Below are 15,113 nucleotides of genomic sequence, written 5' to 3'. Positions count from 1 at the left end.
AGCGGTGAAACTTATACCGGTGATCGACCTGATGGGAGGGGCCGTCGTACATGCGCGGCGCGGCGAGCGCTCCGCCTACCGGCCCATCGAGACGCCGCTCTGCGCCGGCTCGGCGCCGCTCGACGTGGCCGCCGGCCTGCTGGCGCTGGCGCCGTTCACGGGCCTCTACGTGGCCGATCTCGACGCCATCGCCGGCCGGCCGGGCCATGACGCGGCGCTGGCCGAGCTCGCGGCCCGCCATCCCGGCCTCGCGCTCTGGGTCGATGCGGGCGAGGCGGAAGCCGTGCGCGTCGAGCGGCGGGCGGCCGCCGGGCCGGGGCGCTCCGTGGTCGGCAGCGAGACCATGGCGGACCTCGCTTCGGGCCTCGCGGCGATCCGCGCGGGCGCGGTGGCGCTGTCGCTCGACTACGGCCCCGAGGGGCCGCGCGGGCCGGCGGAAATCCACGCCGAGGCCGGGCTCTGGCCGGAGGCGGTCATCGTCATGACGCTCGCCCGGGTCGGGGCGGGCGAGGGGCCGGACTTCGCCCGCCTCGCCGGCATCGTGGTGCGGGCCGGCGCAAGGCGGGTCTATGCCGCCGGCGGGGTCCGCCACGCCGACGATCTGGCGCGGCTCGCCGATCTCGGTATTGCCGGGGTTCTGCTCGCGAGCGCGCTTCACGACGGACGGCTCCCGGCGGCGGCGATCGCACGCTTCATGGCCTGAGGCTCCCGCCCGTCAGCAGGTCGGTGAACAGCGTTGCCACCGTGAGGTCGGCGCTGGTGCCGGGGTTCAGCCCGCGCGCCTTCAGCGAGACGTCGAACGGCAGCAGCGCGGCGTGGCGCGTTGCGTCGGGAGCGCGAAAGTCGATCCGCGGCAGCAGCGCCGCCGCCTCCGCGCGGACCGCCTCGGCGATCCCGATGCCGGACTTGCGGGCGATGTGGCTGTCCGGGAATGCGGCCATGAAGCCCAGATGCACCGCTTCCGTCCGCGCTTCGGCGGGCGCGTCGGCGAGCGCGCGCAGGCGCGGCAGGCCGAACTCGAAGATGTCGGCGAAACCGGTGACGAACTGCCGGGCGATGCTGTCGCGCGCCGCCGCCAGCCCCATCGCCTCCACCAGCCCGATCCGCACCGGGCCGGTCACGTCGTGCTCGGTCGCGCGCCCGAGGCCGCCGGGATTGGCATGGGTGATGGCGCGGAAGGTGGCCGCCGCGTCCTCCATGTCGAGCCCGTCCAGCGCCGCGCGAAGCCGCGCGCGGAGCCTCTCGTCCGTCGGCGCGGGCCCGGCGGATTCGGCGGCGAAGGCAAGCGGTGCGCACAGCAGCACGATGCCGAGATTGGTGTTGAGCCCGGCGGCGGCGAGCGAGGCGTCGACCGCCCGCTCGATCCGCGCGCCGACCCGCGCGCCAACCGCCGCGATATGAGGGGCGGCAGCATCGGCCGCCCGCTCGAAATGGGCGACCTCCATGCCGTGGCCGGCGCCGTGGCGGTGGACGTTGCCCACCTTGAGCGCGTCGAGCTCCGCCCGGCAGGCGGCGCGGAAGGCGGTCGCGATGCCGGCGGCGATGTCCTGCGGGCTCATAGGGCCGGCACCGGCCCCAGCGCGCGCAGCAGGTGCCCCGCCAGGGCCGCGGCGATGTCGATGTCCGTGGTCTTCTGCAGGCCCTTCCAGGCCGGCATGGAGTTCACCTCCAGCACGGTGAAATTGCCCTGCGCATCCTCGATCAGGTCGACGCCGGCATAGTCGGCGCCGACCGCCGCGGCGGCCCGGATGGCAAGCTCGGCCGCGCGCGGGTCGGCGGGGGCGGCGACGCCGACGGCGCCCTGGTGGATGTTGGTGACCCAGCGCGGCGAGCGGCGCAGCATCGAGGCGACGACGGTCTCGCCGATCACGAACACCCGCCAGTCCTCGAACGCCTCATCCGAGGCGCGAGCCACGAAGTCCTGCAGGTAGTAGACCGAGCCCACCTTCTCGCGCTCGGGCAGCGGTGCGCGCGGCGCGATGCGCTTGATGCCGCGCCCCTGCGCCCCGAACAGCGGCTTCAGCACCATGTCGCCCGGCGCCTCGTCGACCAGCGCCTGCATCGCCTCGCGGCTCTCGCGCACGAAGGTGCGCGGCGTCGGCAGGCCGGCACGGGCGATCAGGAAGCTGGTCATGCTCTTGTCGACGCAGCGCTCGACTGCGCGCGCATCGTTCATCACCTTCACGCCGAGCTCGCGCAGCGCATGCAGCAGGCCGAGCCGGGCGGTGATCTGCTCGGTGGTGCCGTTGGCGATCAGCCGCACGAAGGCGGCGGCCGGCAGCCGGTCGCCGAAGCCGGGCAGCATCAGCCCGTGCGGCGTCTCGCCGATGGCGAAGCCGCAATCGTTGAGCGAGAGCACGACCACGCCGAGGCCCTCGGCCTCGATCGCCGCCTTGAGCCGGCGCGTGTGCCAGTCGGCATCCTCGGTGAAGATGACGACCGTATCGCTGAGGGACGCGCTCATGCGAAGGAGCGTTCCAGTATGTCCTCGTGGAAGGCGCCGAAGGTGAAGCTGCGCCCGGTTTCGAGCGCGGTCACCGTCACCCGCGCCGGGCTGAACAGCATCGGGTCCATGGCGTAGAAGTCGCCATTATAGGCGGTGAAGATCTCCGCGAAGGTCCGCCCGTGGTCGCGCGAGGACGAGCTCGGCAGGCCCTCGGCGAGTTCGCGCGCCTCGCTTTCCGGCCCTTCCACGAAGAGCTGCACATTGCCGCCATAGAGCGTGGCGTCGTTGGTGCGACCCATGGCCGAGACGAAGTCCGGCGCCGGCGGGGGCAGCGGCGAGGAGCCGATGCCGTCCACCACCCGCTCCAGCGGGAAGTGCAGCGCATGGGTCTTGTGCAGCGCCACTTCCAGCACCCGGGCGACGATCTGCACCGTGCCGGCGAGGCTGGAGGTGGGGGTGAGGATCAGCGTCAGCCGCTCCGGGTCGACGCCGCAATCCTGCGCGATCCGCGCCACCAGCGTGTCGGGCGGCAGGCGGTCGACCTCCAGCACCAGGCAGGCCTCGTCGGCGCGGTCGCGGTAGCCGAGCTCCTCGAACAGCGTCTCCTTGGCCCACAGCGCCCGGGCCGGACCGGAACCGAGGGCGAAGAAGTCGCCTTCCGCGAGGCTCCAGCCGGCATACTGACTGCCGAGGCAGGCCAGCACCGGGTCGGCAGTGGTGACGGTGATCATGTCGGCCCAGCGCGCGAAGCGCCCGCCCGAGGCGATGCCGACCGAGCCGAGTCCGCCGAGGCAGATCTCGGCGATCCGCCGTCCCGCTTCCATGCCGCCGCGCGCGTTGATGCCGGCGTCGACCAGCCGCGCCCCGCAGGGGCTGCGCGTCACGTCGAGCCGCAGCACTCCAGCCTTGGCGACGAGGTCCTCGACAAGCGGGGCGGCGAGGTTGGAAACGCTCGGGCGCAGGTTGCGAATATGCTCGCCCATGAAATTCACTCCGCAGCCTTGCGGCTGGCCATGCTCAGGTCGTGCCACAGTTGATCCTGGCGCCGTGCCAGCACGTCGCGAACCTCGCTGACGTCTCGCCCGGCGGCGAAAAGGGTACAGATCGGCTCGCCGGCCTCGATCCGCGTGCCTTGCGGCGGACGGTCGGCGACCCACTCGGGAAGCGGGTCGAGCCGCATCTCGAACGAGGAAGGGGCGTAGAAGATCGCCGCCCCGCGCACCGTGCCGGCCGCTTCCGGGGTCAGCAGCGCGAGCTCGGGAAGCCGGCCCTCGCATGCCTCGAAATGCAGCCGCAGCAGCGGCGGCAGCGGGGCGTGGTCGAACACGTCGAGCGAGGCGCCCGGTCGCGGATTGACCTCGATGAGGCTCCATCCCTCGTCCAGCAGCAACAGGTCGGCACTGGCGAGGCCGGCGATGCCCGCCGCGCCCACCAGCCGGTCGAGCGCCGCGCCGATCGAGGCCTCGATCTCGGGGTCGAGGCGGATCGGCCCCGCGGCGCCGCCATAGCGGTAGGGCGCGTCCTCGCAGGGTGCGCACCACTGCTCCGAGAAGGCGAGCAGGCGCGCCTGGCGCCGGTCGCCGAGGAACAGGGCGGAGACGGTGCGGCCCTCGAGCCGCTCCTGCAGGTACCAGCCTCGCCCGCGCGCCTCCTCTGCCGGCCGAACGTGCCAGCCGCCGGAGCCGCCGATGCGCTTCTCCAGCGTCGTCACGCCCCCGGGGGCGCGCTCGGCGAAGATGCGCGGATGGGGGACGCCGAGATTGTGCAGCAGCCGCTCCAGCATCATCGGCTCCTTGAGCCAGGCGAGGGTCGGGCGGCCGTTGCCGACCAGCCGGAACCGTCTCGCGAGCTCTTCCACCACCTCGGGCGCATGCTCGAAGCCGGTGCCGAGCACGACCGGAACGTCCGGCCCGGCATGGATGGCGAGCTGCTCGAGAAGATCGTCGGGATCGATGGCGAAGGCGCCGGTCCGCCGGAGCGGAATCGCGGCGACGGCGAATTCGCGCGTGTCGTCGTCGCCGAACAGGTCGAGGACGAGCGCGCGCAGCCCCGCGCGCCGTGCGGCGGCGGCGAGACCCCGGGCGGCAATGCCGACAATGACGACATCTGCCGTATCCTTAGGCGACGATGGATCGTGCGAGAATGAAGGCATCCTCGAATCCGAAAGAGAGGGCCGCGGTTGCAACTCGCATACGCTGCAACAGCTCGTGCTGCACGCGGTATTTGAGGTGGCCGATGGTCAGTGCGCCAATGCCGAGCGCACCGTTCGCAAGAACCTTGCCATCCGCGTGGGCATCGATCCCGGCGATGCCCGAGGGCGGAACCGCGTTCACATCCGCGGCCACGGCCAGCCGGCCCGCGCTCGCCAGCACGTCGGCCGAGAGGATCTCGACGCCCGCGCGCCCGCAGGCGAGCACGATCTCCGCCTCGGCGATAAGCGCGCGCTTCTCCTCGTCGGTGCGCCCGGAGGCGCTTTCGAGGTCGACGTCGAAGCGCCGCTTGAAGTCGCGCGCCTTGGTGGCGACGGCCTCGATATCGCGATGGCTGACCAGCGTCACCTCGGCGCCGGCCTGCGCGGCGATCACGCCGGCAATGCCGCCCACCACGCCGGTCGCGCCATAGACCTGCACCTTGGCGCCCTTGATGCCTTCGGAGCGGGTCGGGCGCAGCTTGCGCTCCACCTCGGCGACCATGGCGGCGGCGGTGGTGAAGGAGCCGGCGGGGTCGACGAAGACCGAGATCTCGAACGGCGGGAAAAGCACGCTCCTCGCCTTGTCGGCCATGTCGAGCGCGAGGCTGGCATCCTTGCCGCCGATGAACAGCCCGGTGCGCGGGGCGGCGTCCGGGTGGCGCGAGAACATCATGTCCTGGGTGAGGTCACCCACCTCGTCCAGCGTCACGCCGGAATAGGGCAGGATGGTCGCATAGCCGGCATCGACCGCCATGTTCACGTCGAAGGGCGAGACGTGGCGCAGCGGCGAGAGGATGTGGAGAATCGGGGCGTAGTCCGCCATGTCGTTTCATTCCCGAGTGGAATCGGGCCTTGCGGCCTCTGTTGAGGAGATGAAGAGCGACGCGGGCGTTCCGCCAATCCGCCGCTAGCACTGCTCGACGCAGGCAAGCCACTCGATCCGTGCGCCGGCATTGCCGCCGCGCACGCAGTCGAAAGCCAGAGCGGACCGATGCCCGAAACGGGCGCGCGCCTCGCTCATGATCCGTTCGCCGTCTTCCGGACTGCCGATGATGGCGAATCCGGTGGGGCCCCAGGAACTTTGGCCGAGTCCGCGCAGTCCGCGGTTCTCCAGCCAGTCCATCACCTCGGCGACCGAACTGCTTGTATAGCGGCCACCCTGGGCATCCGCATAGTGCTCGCCCAGAAGTCGCTGCATTTCGCCGACCGCGGCGCTGAAGTAATCCACATCCCCTTCGGCCAGCGCCGGCAGCGCCACCATCACCGTGAGCCGCGCCATATGGCCGGCCAGCGTGTCGGCGAAGGGCGGCAGGCTGTCCATCGCCGAGGATTCGGCCGTGCCGCTAAGCCCTTGATGGTTCCTGTCATATACCAGCAGGATGCGCCAGTGCTCGGGGAAGGGCAGGCGCGAGAGGATCGGCGGCGGGGCGTTCGAGCCTGGCTTCTTGCCGCCGTCGAGGATCACACCGCCTTGGGTGAAGGCGCCGATGCCGATCGACGAGCGCGCCCCGCGACCCAACGCCGCGCCGATCTCGCGCGGCGTCAGCGTCAGGCCGCGCAGCAGGCACAGCCCGGTCGCCGCGGCGAGGCCGAGCTGGGTGCCCGAGCCGAGCCCGGAATGGGGCGGCAGCGCGGCTTCCACCGTCACCTCGACGGCGGGATCGAGATCGAAATGGCGCGCCGCCTTCTCCACCGCCGCCAGCGCCCGGTCGGCATCGGGGCCGGAGGCGGAAAGCCGCGCCGCGCGGCGCATGCGCAGCACCGTCGCCGGACGGTCGAGCGTGATGCCGAGGCTGCCGAAGCGGCGGCCCAGCGTGCCGGCGAGATCGATGAATCCCAGATGCAGGCGGCCCGGCGCGGCAATGCGCACCGCGCGGTCCTCCTCCTGCCTGTTCGCCGCTTTCAGATCGAGCGTCGTCTTGTTCACGGGCGTGTCCTCAGGCTTCATCGTAAGGCGCGGAAGGCGGCGAGGACAAGCACGGGCGAATCTCACCATGCGTGAACGGGGTTTGCCGCACCCCCCGTGACCGTGCTACCGAATCGGCCAGCGCAGCCCGCGACAGAATGGGCGCGCGGCCAGGAGGATGCCCGAAATGGCGGTGGATCCGAATACGATCGATCCCAAGAAAACCCTTGCCGACGAGGAGGTTGCCGCGCGCCTTGCCGCCGAGCTTCCGAAGTGGAAGCTGGTCGACGGTTGGATCCGGCGCACCTACCGCACTTCGAGCTGGAAGGGCACGCTGATGGTGATCAACACCGTCGGCCATCTCGCCGAGGCCGCCTGGCACCATCCCGACCTCACCGCCTCCTATGCCTGGGTCGAGGTGCGACTGATGTCGCATGACGCCAAGGGCATCACCGAGCGCGACCTGCAGCTTGCGAAGAAGATCGAGGACGTCGTCGGCTGGCAGCCCGGTATCGAGCCGGAAAGCGCGCTCGAAGGCACGCCCCGCAGCGATCTGCGCTTCGCCTACATCAAGTATGATTGAGACCATGGCCGAGGCTTCTCTCCGGACGATCGACGACGTGGTCTGCGGCTTCTGCGGGCTGGGCTGTGACGACCTCACGGTCGAGGTCGAGGGCCGCGAAGTGCGGGCCGCCGGCGCGGTCTGCCCCGAGGCGGCGCGGCTGCTGCGGCGCATGGACGTGCCCGATCGCGGGCCGAGCATCGCCGGTGCCCCGGTGAGTCTGGACGAGGCCACGCAAGCGGCGCGGCGCCTGCTCGGCGAGGCGCGCGCCCCGGTCTTTGCCGGGCTCGGCGTCGACATGGCGGGCGCGGGCGCGCTCGCCGACCTCGCCGTGCGGTTCGGCGGCGTGCTCGACCATTACGCCTCGGACGGCCTGTTCGCGAACTACGCTGCCGCCCAGCGCACCGGCTGGCTCTCCACCACGCTGGCTGAGGTGCGCAACCGCTGCGACCTGCTGCTGGTGCTCGGCGAGGACCCCTCGGCGACCTGGGGCCGGCTGTTCGAGCGCCTCTATCCTGAAGCGCCGCTGTTCGCCGGGGCGCCGCGCCGGGTGGTGTTCCTCGGCGGCGCGCCGGGCGAGAAGGCGCGCCGGCAGCTTGCCGGCGCCGAGGTCTCCCATCTCTCCGCTGACGACGTGGTGGCGGCGCTCGAGGCGCTCGGCGTGTTCGCCGCCGGCGGCCAGCCGCCCGGCACCAGCTTCGGCGGCGTGCCGGCGCAAGACATCAGCGCGCTCGCCGAGGCGCTGCGCGGGGCGCACTACGCGGTGGTGACGTGGAATGCGGGCGGCCTCGCACAGGGCGACCTCGTCGCCGAGTTCGCCACGAAGCTGGTCGATTCGATCAATCTGGTGACCCGTGCCGGCGTGTTCCCACTCGGCGGGCGCGACAACATCATCGGCGTGAACCAGCTGCTGCTGTGGCGGCTCGGCTACCCGCTGCGCACGGCGGTGCGCGGGCAGGCGAGCGCGCATGACGGGGCGCTCTACGCCACCGGGCAGGCGCTGGCCGATGCTGATCTTCTGGTGTGGACCTCGGCCTTCCGGCCCGAGCCGCCGCCCGCCTTTTCGGGCAAGGTGATCGCCCTTGCCCATCCCGATACTCAATTCGACAAGGAACCGGATGTCCTTATCCCGGTCGGCACCCCGGGCGTTGACCACGCCGGCACGGTGTTCCGGATGGATTCCATAGTGAGCATGCCGCTCGGCGCCCTGCGCGTCGCGACGCTTCCGAGCGTCGCCGAGGCTGCGCGAGGCCTGGCGGAGGGATGAATGAGACTGAGGCTGAAGGGCGGGCGCGTGCTCGACCCGGCCAATGGCGAGAACGGGGTCGCGACCGGAACGCGGCGCGACATTGAAATCCTCGACGGGCGCATCGTCGCCCCGACCGGCCTGCCGGCGAGCGCCGAGTACGACCTCGGCGGAGATGTCGTCATGGCCGGCGGCATCGACCTGCACAGCCACATCGCCGGCGGCAAGATGAACCTCGCCCGGCTCCTCATGCAGGAGGACCGGGCGGCCTATCCCGAAATGCCGGGGGATTTCTGCGGCTGCGGCGGCGGGCGGGCGGTGCCGACGGCGCATGCCACCGGCTGCCGCTACGCCCAGCTCGGCTACACCACGGTGTTCGAGCCGGCGATGCTCGGCGCGAATGCGCGCGGCGCCCATCTCGAGATGGCGGACATCCCCAATCTCGACACCGGGGCCTATCTGGTTCTGGGCAATGACGACTACTTCCTGCGCCTGCTCGCGGCCGGCGCCGGGCAGGAGCAGATCAACGCCTATGTCGGCTGGATGATCGAGGCGACGCAGGCCTTCGCGATCAAGATCGTCAATCCGGGCGGCATCAACGCGTTCAAGTTCAACGCCCGCAAGATGGACCTCGACGAGGCCAACCCGCATTACGGGTCGACGCCGCGCGACGTGCTGACCACGCTGATCCGCGCGGTGACCGAGCTCGGCCTGCCGCACCCGATCCACCTGCACGGCTGCAATCTCGGCGTGCCGGGCAATGACGAGACCACGCTCGCCACCATCCGCGCGGCGGAAGGGCGGCGGCTGCACCTCACCCATCTCCAGTTCCACTCCTACGGCACCGAGGGGGACCGCAGGTTCTCCTCCTCGGCGGCGCGGATCGCCGAGCTGGTGAACGCCAATCCGAACATCTCGGTCGATGTCGGGCAGGTGATGTTCGGCCAGACCGTCACCGCCTCGGCCGACTACATGTCGCAGTACCGCAACCGCGGCATCGCCACGCCGAAGAAGTCGATCGGCATGGACATCGAGCTCGACGCCGCCTGCGGCGTGGTGCCGTTCGAGTATCGCGACAAGTCCTTCGTCAACGCGCTGCAATGGGCGATCGGGCTGGAGCTGTTCCTGCTGGTGGAGGATCCGTGGCGGATCTTCCTCACCACCGACCACCCCAATGGCGGGCCGTTCACCACCTATCCGCACCTCATCCGGCTGCTGATGGACCGCGACTTCCGCAACGCCCAGCTCGCGACGCTGCACAAGGCGGCGCAGAAGCACACGCTGATCGGCGAGATCACCCGCGAATATTCGCTGGAGGAGATCGCCATCCTCACCCGTGCCGCGCCCGCGCGCATCCTCGGGCTGAAGGACAAGGGCCATCTCGGCCCGGGTGCGGTGGCGGACATCGCGGTGCATCGTGAGGATTCCGACCGCGAGGCGATGTTCTCGACCTCGCGCTTCGTGTTCAAGAACGGCCGGCTGATCGTCAGGGACGGCGAGGTGGTGGAGCTGGCGCAGGGCACCACCCATGTCGCCCGGCCCGAATTCGACCGCTCCATCGAGACCGACATCGGGCGCTGGTTCGACGAGGCGGTGGGGCTGAAGGCGAAGCATTTCCGCATTGCCGACGGCGAGCTGAGGGCGGGCGCCGGGCCAACCATCCTCAAATGCGAGGGGGTGGCGCCATGATCATCAACGGCGTCGAGATCCGCGACACCTTCGCGGAAGCCTTCCCGATGGTCGGCACCCGCCTCATCGTCACCGCCGACACGCCCGAATGGGCGCTCACCGCCGGGCGCACCACCACCGGCTTCGCCACCTCGGTCATCGGCTGCGGCTGCGAGGCGGGGATCGAGCGCACGCTGGCGCCGGAGGAGACGCCGGACGGGCGGCCGGGCGTGGCGCTGCTGATCTTCGCGATGGACTTCAAGCAGCTCAAGACCGTGGTGCCGCTGCGCCTCGGCCAGTGCGTGCTCACCTGCCCGACCACGGCCTGCTATGCGGGCATCGAGGACGGCAAGCGCGTGCCGCTGGCCAAGACCATCCGCTACTTCGCCGACGGGCACCAGATCTCCAAGAAGATCGGCGACAAGCGCTTCTGGCGCCTGCCGGTGATGGAGGGCGAGTTCGTCTGCGACGAGGACACCGGCTCGGTGGAGGGCGTGGGCGGCGGCAATTTCCTCATCCTCGCCCGCTCGCGCGGGCAGGCGCTGAAGGCCGCCGAGGCCGCCGTGGTCGAGATGGGCAAGGTCGAGGGCGTCATCCTGCCTTTTCCGGGCGGGGTGGTGCGCTCGGGCTCCAAGGTCGGCTCGAAATATAAGGGCCTGTTCGCCTCCACCAACGACGCCTACTGCCCGACGCTGCGCGGCACTGTGCCGAGCCAGCTTCCGGCCGAGGTCGGTTCGGTGATGGAGATCGTGATCGACGGCGTGAGCTTCGAAGCGGTGTCGGAGGCGACACGGGTCGGCATCGCCGCGGTCTGCGCGCTGGGCAGCGAAGGCGGCGTGGTGGCCATCGACGCCGGCAATTACGGCGGCAATCTCGGCCCGTTCCATTTCAAGCTGCGCGAGATCATGGCCGCTGACGCGGAAAACGGCGCGGGAGGCGCGGCATGAGCGGGGTGTCACTGAAGCCGCGCGCGCCCTTCGAGGCACGCGTCGACATGGCCGGCATCACGCCGGTCGTCACCTGTGCGCTGACCCTGCCGGAGCTGGAGCGCCTCGCCGTGCCCTTCGGTGCACGCAGCGTGCCGCTCGCCGAGCTGTTCTTCATCGAGGGCGCGCCGGAGGGCGTGCTGCTGATCGAGATCGGCGACGCGCGGCTCGACGGCGTCGGCGCCGGCATGGACAAGGGCGAGCTGATCGTCGACGGCCCGGTCGGCGCCTGGGCGGGGCGCGGCATGTCGGGCGGGGTGCTGCGCATCGCGGGCGACGCCGGCGACTTCCTCGGCGCCGAACTCTCCGGCGGCGAGATCAGCCTCGGCGGCAATGCCGGCGAGCGCGTCGGTACCGCCTCCTCCGGCGCCCGGCGCGGCATGTCGGGCGGCACGATCCGCATCGCCGGCTCGGTCGGCACCCGCGCGGCGGACCGCCAGCGCGGCGGGCTGATCGTGATCGACGGCGATGCCGGCGAGGGGCTGGCGACCGACATGATCGCCGGCACGGTGAGCGTCGCCGGCGCCATCGGCCCGCGTATGGGGCGCGGCATGCGGCGCGGCACCATCTTCGCCTCGGCGCTTCCCGACCTGCCGGCGGGCTTCGTCGACACCGGCGCGCACGAACTGGTGGCGGTACGGCTGATCGCCCGCCGCGTGCCCGAACTCGCCGGCGTGCTGGAGGGCTGGGAGAGCACGCGCCGCATCGTCGGCGACACGCTGATGGGCGGGCAGGGCGAGGTGCTGGTGCAGGCCTGAGCGGCCCGTTTTCGTGATTGGGGTCCCCGGGCCGGTCGGGTGTAAATTGCCCAGCCGGCGCCGGGCGTGCCGTTCGGCGCCGAACCACAGGAGGCGCCCATGGGCCGTATGTTCATCGACTGCCGTGAAGTGCCCAGCGACAGGAAGTGCTCCGTCGCCATTGCCGCCGACAATGAGCGCGAGCTGCTCGACGCCGTCGTCCAGCACGCGGTCGCGGTGCACGGCGCGAAGGACACGTCGGAATTTCGCGGCGAGCTGAAGAAGGCGATTCATCAGGGCACGCCGCCCATGCAGGTCCACCACGCCGCCTGACCGGCGGCGCGATGGCGCGAACCCTCGGCCGACGTCGGGCGACGTCGGCCGAGGCGCGCTCACAGCAGCGTGCCGTGCAGGATCACCAGCGCGACCGAGAAGTAGATCACCAGCCCGGTGACGTCGACGAAGGTGGCGACGAACGGGGCCGAGGCGCTCGCCGGGTCGAAGCCGAGCCGGCGCAGCACGAATGGCAGCATCGAGCCGATCAGCGAGCCGAAGGTCACGATCGCCACCAGCGCCGCCCCGACGGTCGCCGCCACCAGCGTCCAGTGCTCGCCATAGTCGTGCAGGTCCAGCATCTGCCACACGGTGATGCGGATCATGCCGAGCACGGCGAGGATGCTCCCGAGCACGAGGCCCGAGGGCAGCTCGCGCAGCGCGACGCGCCACCAGTCCCGCAGCCGGATTTCGCCCAGCGCCAGCGCGCGGATGATGAGCGAGGTCGCCTGCGAGCCGGAATTGCCGCCCGAGCTCATGATCAGAGGGATGAACAGGGTGAGCACGATGGCGCGCTCCAGCTCCGCCTCGAAATGCTGCATGGCGTTGGCGGTGAGCAACTCGCCGATGAACAGGATGGAGAGCCAGCCGGCGCGCTTCTTCAGCATGTCGAAGAAACTGATCTCCATATAGGGCTCGTCCAGCGCCTCCATGCCGCCGAACTTCTGCGCGTCCTCGGTGCCTTCCTCGATGATCGCGTCGATCATGTCGTCGACGGTGACGATGCCGAGCACATGCTCGTCCTTGTCGACCACCGGCACGGCGAGCAGGTCGTATTTGGAGATCAGCCGCGCCACCTCCTCGCGGTCCATCAGCGGGTCGGCGGTGATCGGGTCGTGGCCCGGCGCCACCGAGAGGATCGGCTGGCCCGGCTCGCCGGTGATGAGCCGGCGCAGCGTCACCGCCTTGAGCAGCCTGTGGCTTTCCGGGTCGAGCACGTAGATGGCGTAGATGGTCTCGCGCGTGCGCTCGATCTCGCGCAGATGGCGCAGCGTCTCGCCCACCGTCCAGGAGGATGGCACGGTGACGAACTCGGTCGTCATCAGGCTGCCGGCGGTGTCCTCGGGCCAGGCCAGCAGGCGGTCGAGCTCGGCCTGGGTGGCGGGAGGCAGCCGCGCGAACAGATGCGAGCGCGCCGGCTCCTCCATCCAGCGGAACAGGTCGGCGGCGCGGTCGGCCGACATTTCGGCGATGAGATGCACCGCCTCCTCGACCGGCAGCGCCTCGATCAGGTCGCCGGAGAGATCGAAATCGGGCAGGTCGAGGATCTCGATCTGCTTGTCGCGCGGCAGGCTGGCGAGGACGGCGGAAGCGGTCTCCGGCTCCTCCTCGTCGAGTGCGGCGGCGATGTCGGCGGGGTGTTCCTCGGCGAGCTCGGCGGCAATGGAGGCCGCGCGGGCGCTCGCCAGCTCGTCGTCGCGGAAATCCTCGCGACGGGGATCCTCGTGACGGTCGCCGCCCGTGTTCCGGATGTCTTCCATTTCGGCTCTCTTTCCGACGTCCGGCCGTCGGGTGGCGGGAGCGGAGAGCCGAAATCCCAGCGGGTCGACTTGTAGGTCAGCCCCGAATTCGGCTCACGGCGCCGGCCGCCGATGGCCGGACAATCGACTTGGACTGTCGCTGGGCATGGGTAAGGGGTTCCGATTGCGCCGCCGTGACGAGCGGCGGGGCGGAGATGGACCCGGCGCACGGGGAAGTCAAGCGGCGCGGAAGGCGGCCTTCCGCGCCCGGCCTCAGCCCCTTGCGGTGCCGCTATGCGCCTTCAGCCGCGCGCGCAGATCGGCGAGCCGCGCCGGGTCGAGCCGGCCGGTGCGCCCGCCCTCGCACAGCGCGCCGCGGAAGCCGAGATAGTCCGGCCCGGCCGCCGTCAGCACGCCGATATCCTCGGCGATGAGCGAGCCGGCGAGGCCGGTCATCAGCCCGTGCCGGCGCGCCTCGGCGATGAACTGGCCGAGGGTGAGCGCGTCGAGATGGTCGGTCAGCCGGCCCGACGCCTTGTCGGCGGTGTCGATCATCACCCCGGTGAAGCCGGCGCGGCTCAGCGCCGCGAGCGTGCCGAAATCGGGCTCCTGGTCGGCGAACAGCACCCCGATCACCCAGCACCGCCCGGCCAGCGGGGCCAGCGCCTCGATGCATTCATTGGTGTGCTTGGAGGCGAACAGGCCGACCTTGACGATCGGCACGCCGGTGCCGGCCACCCGCTCGGCGGCGGCGCGCAGCAGCGCCGGCACCATGGGCTGGTCGCCGGCGGTCGCGCTCAGCATCGGGCGGCGGGCGCCCGGCGCCTGCTGCTCGTCCCACGCGTTCCACAGCATCACCGCCGCGGTCAGCGCCTCGCTGCTCCACGCGCCGAGCGCGCCGAAGGCGGGCTGCTTCAGGTCGACGATGTCGGCACCGCCCACGCGCGCAAGCTCCATCTCGTGGAGGTCGGCGACGCTCGCCAGCAGGCCGGGGGAGGAGGCGCCGGTCATGAGGCACGCTTGCGGCGGAAGTCGTCGACCGCCTCGACCATCCAGCTCCAGGCTTCCAGCTCGTCCGGGCCGGCGGTCTTCTCGACCGCAATGGCGAGATAGGCCATCTCCTGGTCGATCTTCTCGTCGGTCAGGATGTTCATCCGGCTGACCAGCACCGCCGCCTCCAGCACCGCCGCCTTGGCGCGGTTCATCCCCTCGAAGCGGGTATGGCCCTCCGAATGGTAGGTCTTGCAGAAGAATTTCGGCCGCTGCGGGTCGTCCTCCATGGTCTCGACCGTGATCTCGTCATGGGAGAGCGCGTCGGCGAGGCGCGGGCAGTCGATATAGGTCGCCTTCTTCACGTCCACCGACATGCGCCGGCCGACCACGCAGCCGGCGAAGATGCGCACGTCGTCGGTGAAGTTGACGACGCCGATGCGCGTGGTGGCGAGGTTGGTCAGCGTGCGCGAGGGCCGGAAGGGCTGCAGCAGGTAGCCGCCCTCGATCACCGTCGCGCCCATCGGGGCAATGTGCGGTTCGCCGTCGAGCGAGCGGGTGGTGACGATGGTTTCGCGGATCATGGCC

General features: G+C 70.9%; 16 protein-coding genes. 7 read left to right on the top strand and 9 right to left on the bottom strand.

The features are described from left to right. Positions 1–4: 4 nt before the first annotated feature. Positions 5–703, top strand: a complete 699-nt coding sequence (locus NVS89_RS03490; RefSeq protein ID WP_258731093.1) for a HisA/HisF-related TIM barrel protein — start codon at positions 5–7, stop codon at positions 701–703. On the opposite strand, the gene NVS89_RS03485 is transcribed toward NVS89_RS03490, so the two are convergent. The 6 genes from NVS89_RS03485 to NVS89_RS03460 all read right to left on the bottom strand — a co-directional run bounded on the left by NVS89_RS03485 (position 693) and on the right by NVS89_RS03460 (position 6,564). Next, positions 693–1,559 carry a triphosphoribosyl-dephospho-CoA synthase gene (locus tag NVS89_RS03485; RefSeq protein WP_258731092.1) on the bottom strand — a complete coding sequence of 289 codons (867 nt, stop codon included), beginning with the start codon at positions 1,557–1,559 and terminating at the stop codon, positions 693–695. The two genes, NVS89_RS03490 and NVS89_RS03485, sit on opposite strands and share 11 nt — an antisense overlap. Further along, on the bottom strand, positions 1,556–2,464 hold the full coding sequence (locus tag NVS89_RS03480; RefSeq protein ID WP_258731091.1) for an ATP-grasp domain-containing protein: 909 nt from the start codon (positions 2,462–2,464) through the stop codon (positions 1,556–1,558). The genes NVS89_RS03485 and NVS89_RS03480 overlap by 4 nt, the downstream gene beginning before the upstream one ends. Further along, a complete protein-coding gene (gene mch, locus NVS89_RS03475) occupies positions 2,461–3,429 on the bottom strand; it encodes a methenyltetrahydromethanopterin cyclohydrolase (protein WP_258731089.1) in 969 nt (322 codons plus the stop codon). Before mch ends, NVS89_RS03480 begins: the two co-directional genes overlap by 4 nt. Positions 3,430–3,434: 5 nt before the next feature. Further along, positions 3,435–4,598 (bottom strand): ATP-grasp domain-containing protein, encoded by a 1,164-nt coding sequence (locus tag NVS89_RS03470; protein WP_258731088.1) that lies wholly within the window; start codon positions 4,596–4,598, stop codon positions 3,435–3,437. After that, positions 4,564–5,460 (bottom strand): NAD(P)-dependent methylenetetrahydromethanopterin dehydrogenase, encoded by an 897-nt coding sequence (locus NVS89_RS03465; RefSeq protein WP_258731087.1) that lies wholly within the window; start codon positions 5,458–5,460, stop codon positions 4,564–4,566. Before NVS89_RS03465 ends, NVS89_RS03470 begins: the two co-directional genes overlap by 35 nt. An 84-nt stretch (positions 5,461–5,544) precedes the next feature. After that, positions 5,545–6,564 carry a beta-ribofuranosylaminobenzene 5'-phosphate synthase family protein gene (locus NVS89_RS03460; protein WP_258731086.1) on the bottom strand — a complete coding sequence of 340 codons (1,020 nt, stop codon included), beginning with the start codon at positions 6,562–6,564 and terminating at the stop codon, positions 5,545–5,547. Between the two features lie 166 nt (positions 6,565–6,730). Between NVS89_RS03460 and NVS89_RS03455 the strand changes: the two genes are divergently transcribed. The 6 genes from NVS89_RS03455 to NVS89_RS03430 all read left to right on the top strand — a co-directional run bounded on the left by NVS89_RS03455 (position 6,731) and on the right by NVS89_RS03430 (position 12,075). Continuing rightward, the gene (locus tag NVS89_RS03455; RefSeq protein WP_258731085.1) at positions 6,731–7,126 is read left to right on the top strand and encodes a 4a-hydroxytetrahydrobiopterin dehydratase; all 396 of its coding nucleotides are present in this window, start codon (positions 6,731–6,733) and stop codon (positions 7,124–7,126) included. Between the two features lie 4 nt (positions 7,127–7,130). Continuing rightward, entirely contained in the window at positions 7,131–8,372 is a 1,242-nt protein-coding gene (locus tag NVS89_RS03450) for a formylmethanofuran dehydrogenase (protein WP_258731084.1), read from the top strand. Then, on the top strand, positions 8,373–10,040 hold the full coding sequence (locus NVS89_RS03445) for a formylmethanofuran dehydrogenase subunit A (RefSeq protein ID WP_258731083.1): 1,668 nt from the start codon (positions 8,373–8,375) through the stop codon (positions 10,038–10,040). It begins immediately after the preceding gene. Then, positions 10,037–10,966: a formylmethanofuran--tetrahydromethanopterin N-formyltransferase gene (gene fhcD, locus NVS89_RS03440; protein WP_258731082.1), complete on the top strand. Its 930-nt coding sequence runs from the start codon at positions 10,037–10,039 to the stop codon at positions 10,964–10,966. The genes NVS89_RS03445 and fhcD overlap by 4 nt, the downstream gene beginning before the upstream one ends. Continuing rightward, the gene (locus NVS89_RS03435) at positions 10,963–11,763 is read left to right on the top strand and encodes a formylmethanofuran dehydrogenase subunit C (protein WP_258731081.1); all 801 of its coding nucleotides are present in this window, start codon (positions 10,963–10,965) and stop codon (positions 11,761–11,763) included. The genes fhcD and NVS89_RS03435 overlap by 4 nt, the downstream gene beginning before the upstream one ends. A 99-nt stretch (positions 11,764–11,862) precedes the next feature. Continuing rightward, entirely contained in the window at positions 11,863–12,075 is a 213-nt protein-coding gene (locus tag NVS89_RS03430) for a DUF1059 domain-containing protein (RefSeq protein ID WP_258731080.1), read from the top strand. 59 nt (positions 12,076–12,134) lie between these two features. Here NVS89_RS03430 and mgtE read toward each other — a convergent pair whose 3' ends face one another. From mgtE to NVS89_RS03415, 3 genes are all read right to left on the bottom strand, one after another. Further along, entirely contained in the window at positions 12,135–13,556 is a 1,422-nt protein-coding gene (gene mgtE, locus NVS89_RS03425; RefSeq protein WP_258731079.1) for a magnesium transporter, read from the bottom strand. A 252-nt stretch (positions 13,557–13,808) separates the two neighbouring features. Then, the gene (locus tag NVS89_RS03420; protein WP_258731078.1) at positions 13,809–14,546 is read right to left on the bottom strand and encodes a (5-formylfuran-3-yl)methyl phosphate synthase; all 738 of its coding nucleotides are present in this window, start codon (positions 14,544–14,546) and stop codon (positions 13,809–13,811) included. Next, a complete protein-coding gene (locus NVS89_RS03415; protein WP_258731077.1) occupies positions 14,543–15,109 on the bottom strand; it encodes a DUF447 domain-containing protein in 567 nt (188 codons plus the stop codon). The genes NVS89_RS03420 and NVS89_RS03415 overlap by 4 nt, the downstream gene beginning before the upstream one ends. Positions 15,110–15,113 lie beyond the last annotated feature (4 nt).

This window comes from Ancylobacter mangrovi, from assembly GCF_024752355.1.
GTDB classification, from domain to species: domain Bacteria; phylum Pseudomonadota; class Alphaproteobacteria; order Rhizobiales; family Xanthobacteraceae; genus Ancylobacter; species Ancylobacter mangrovi.
Note: the sequence above shows the minus strand (reverse complement) of the source record. Positions and strands in the feature narration are given on the sequence as shown.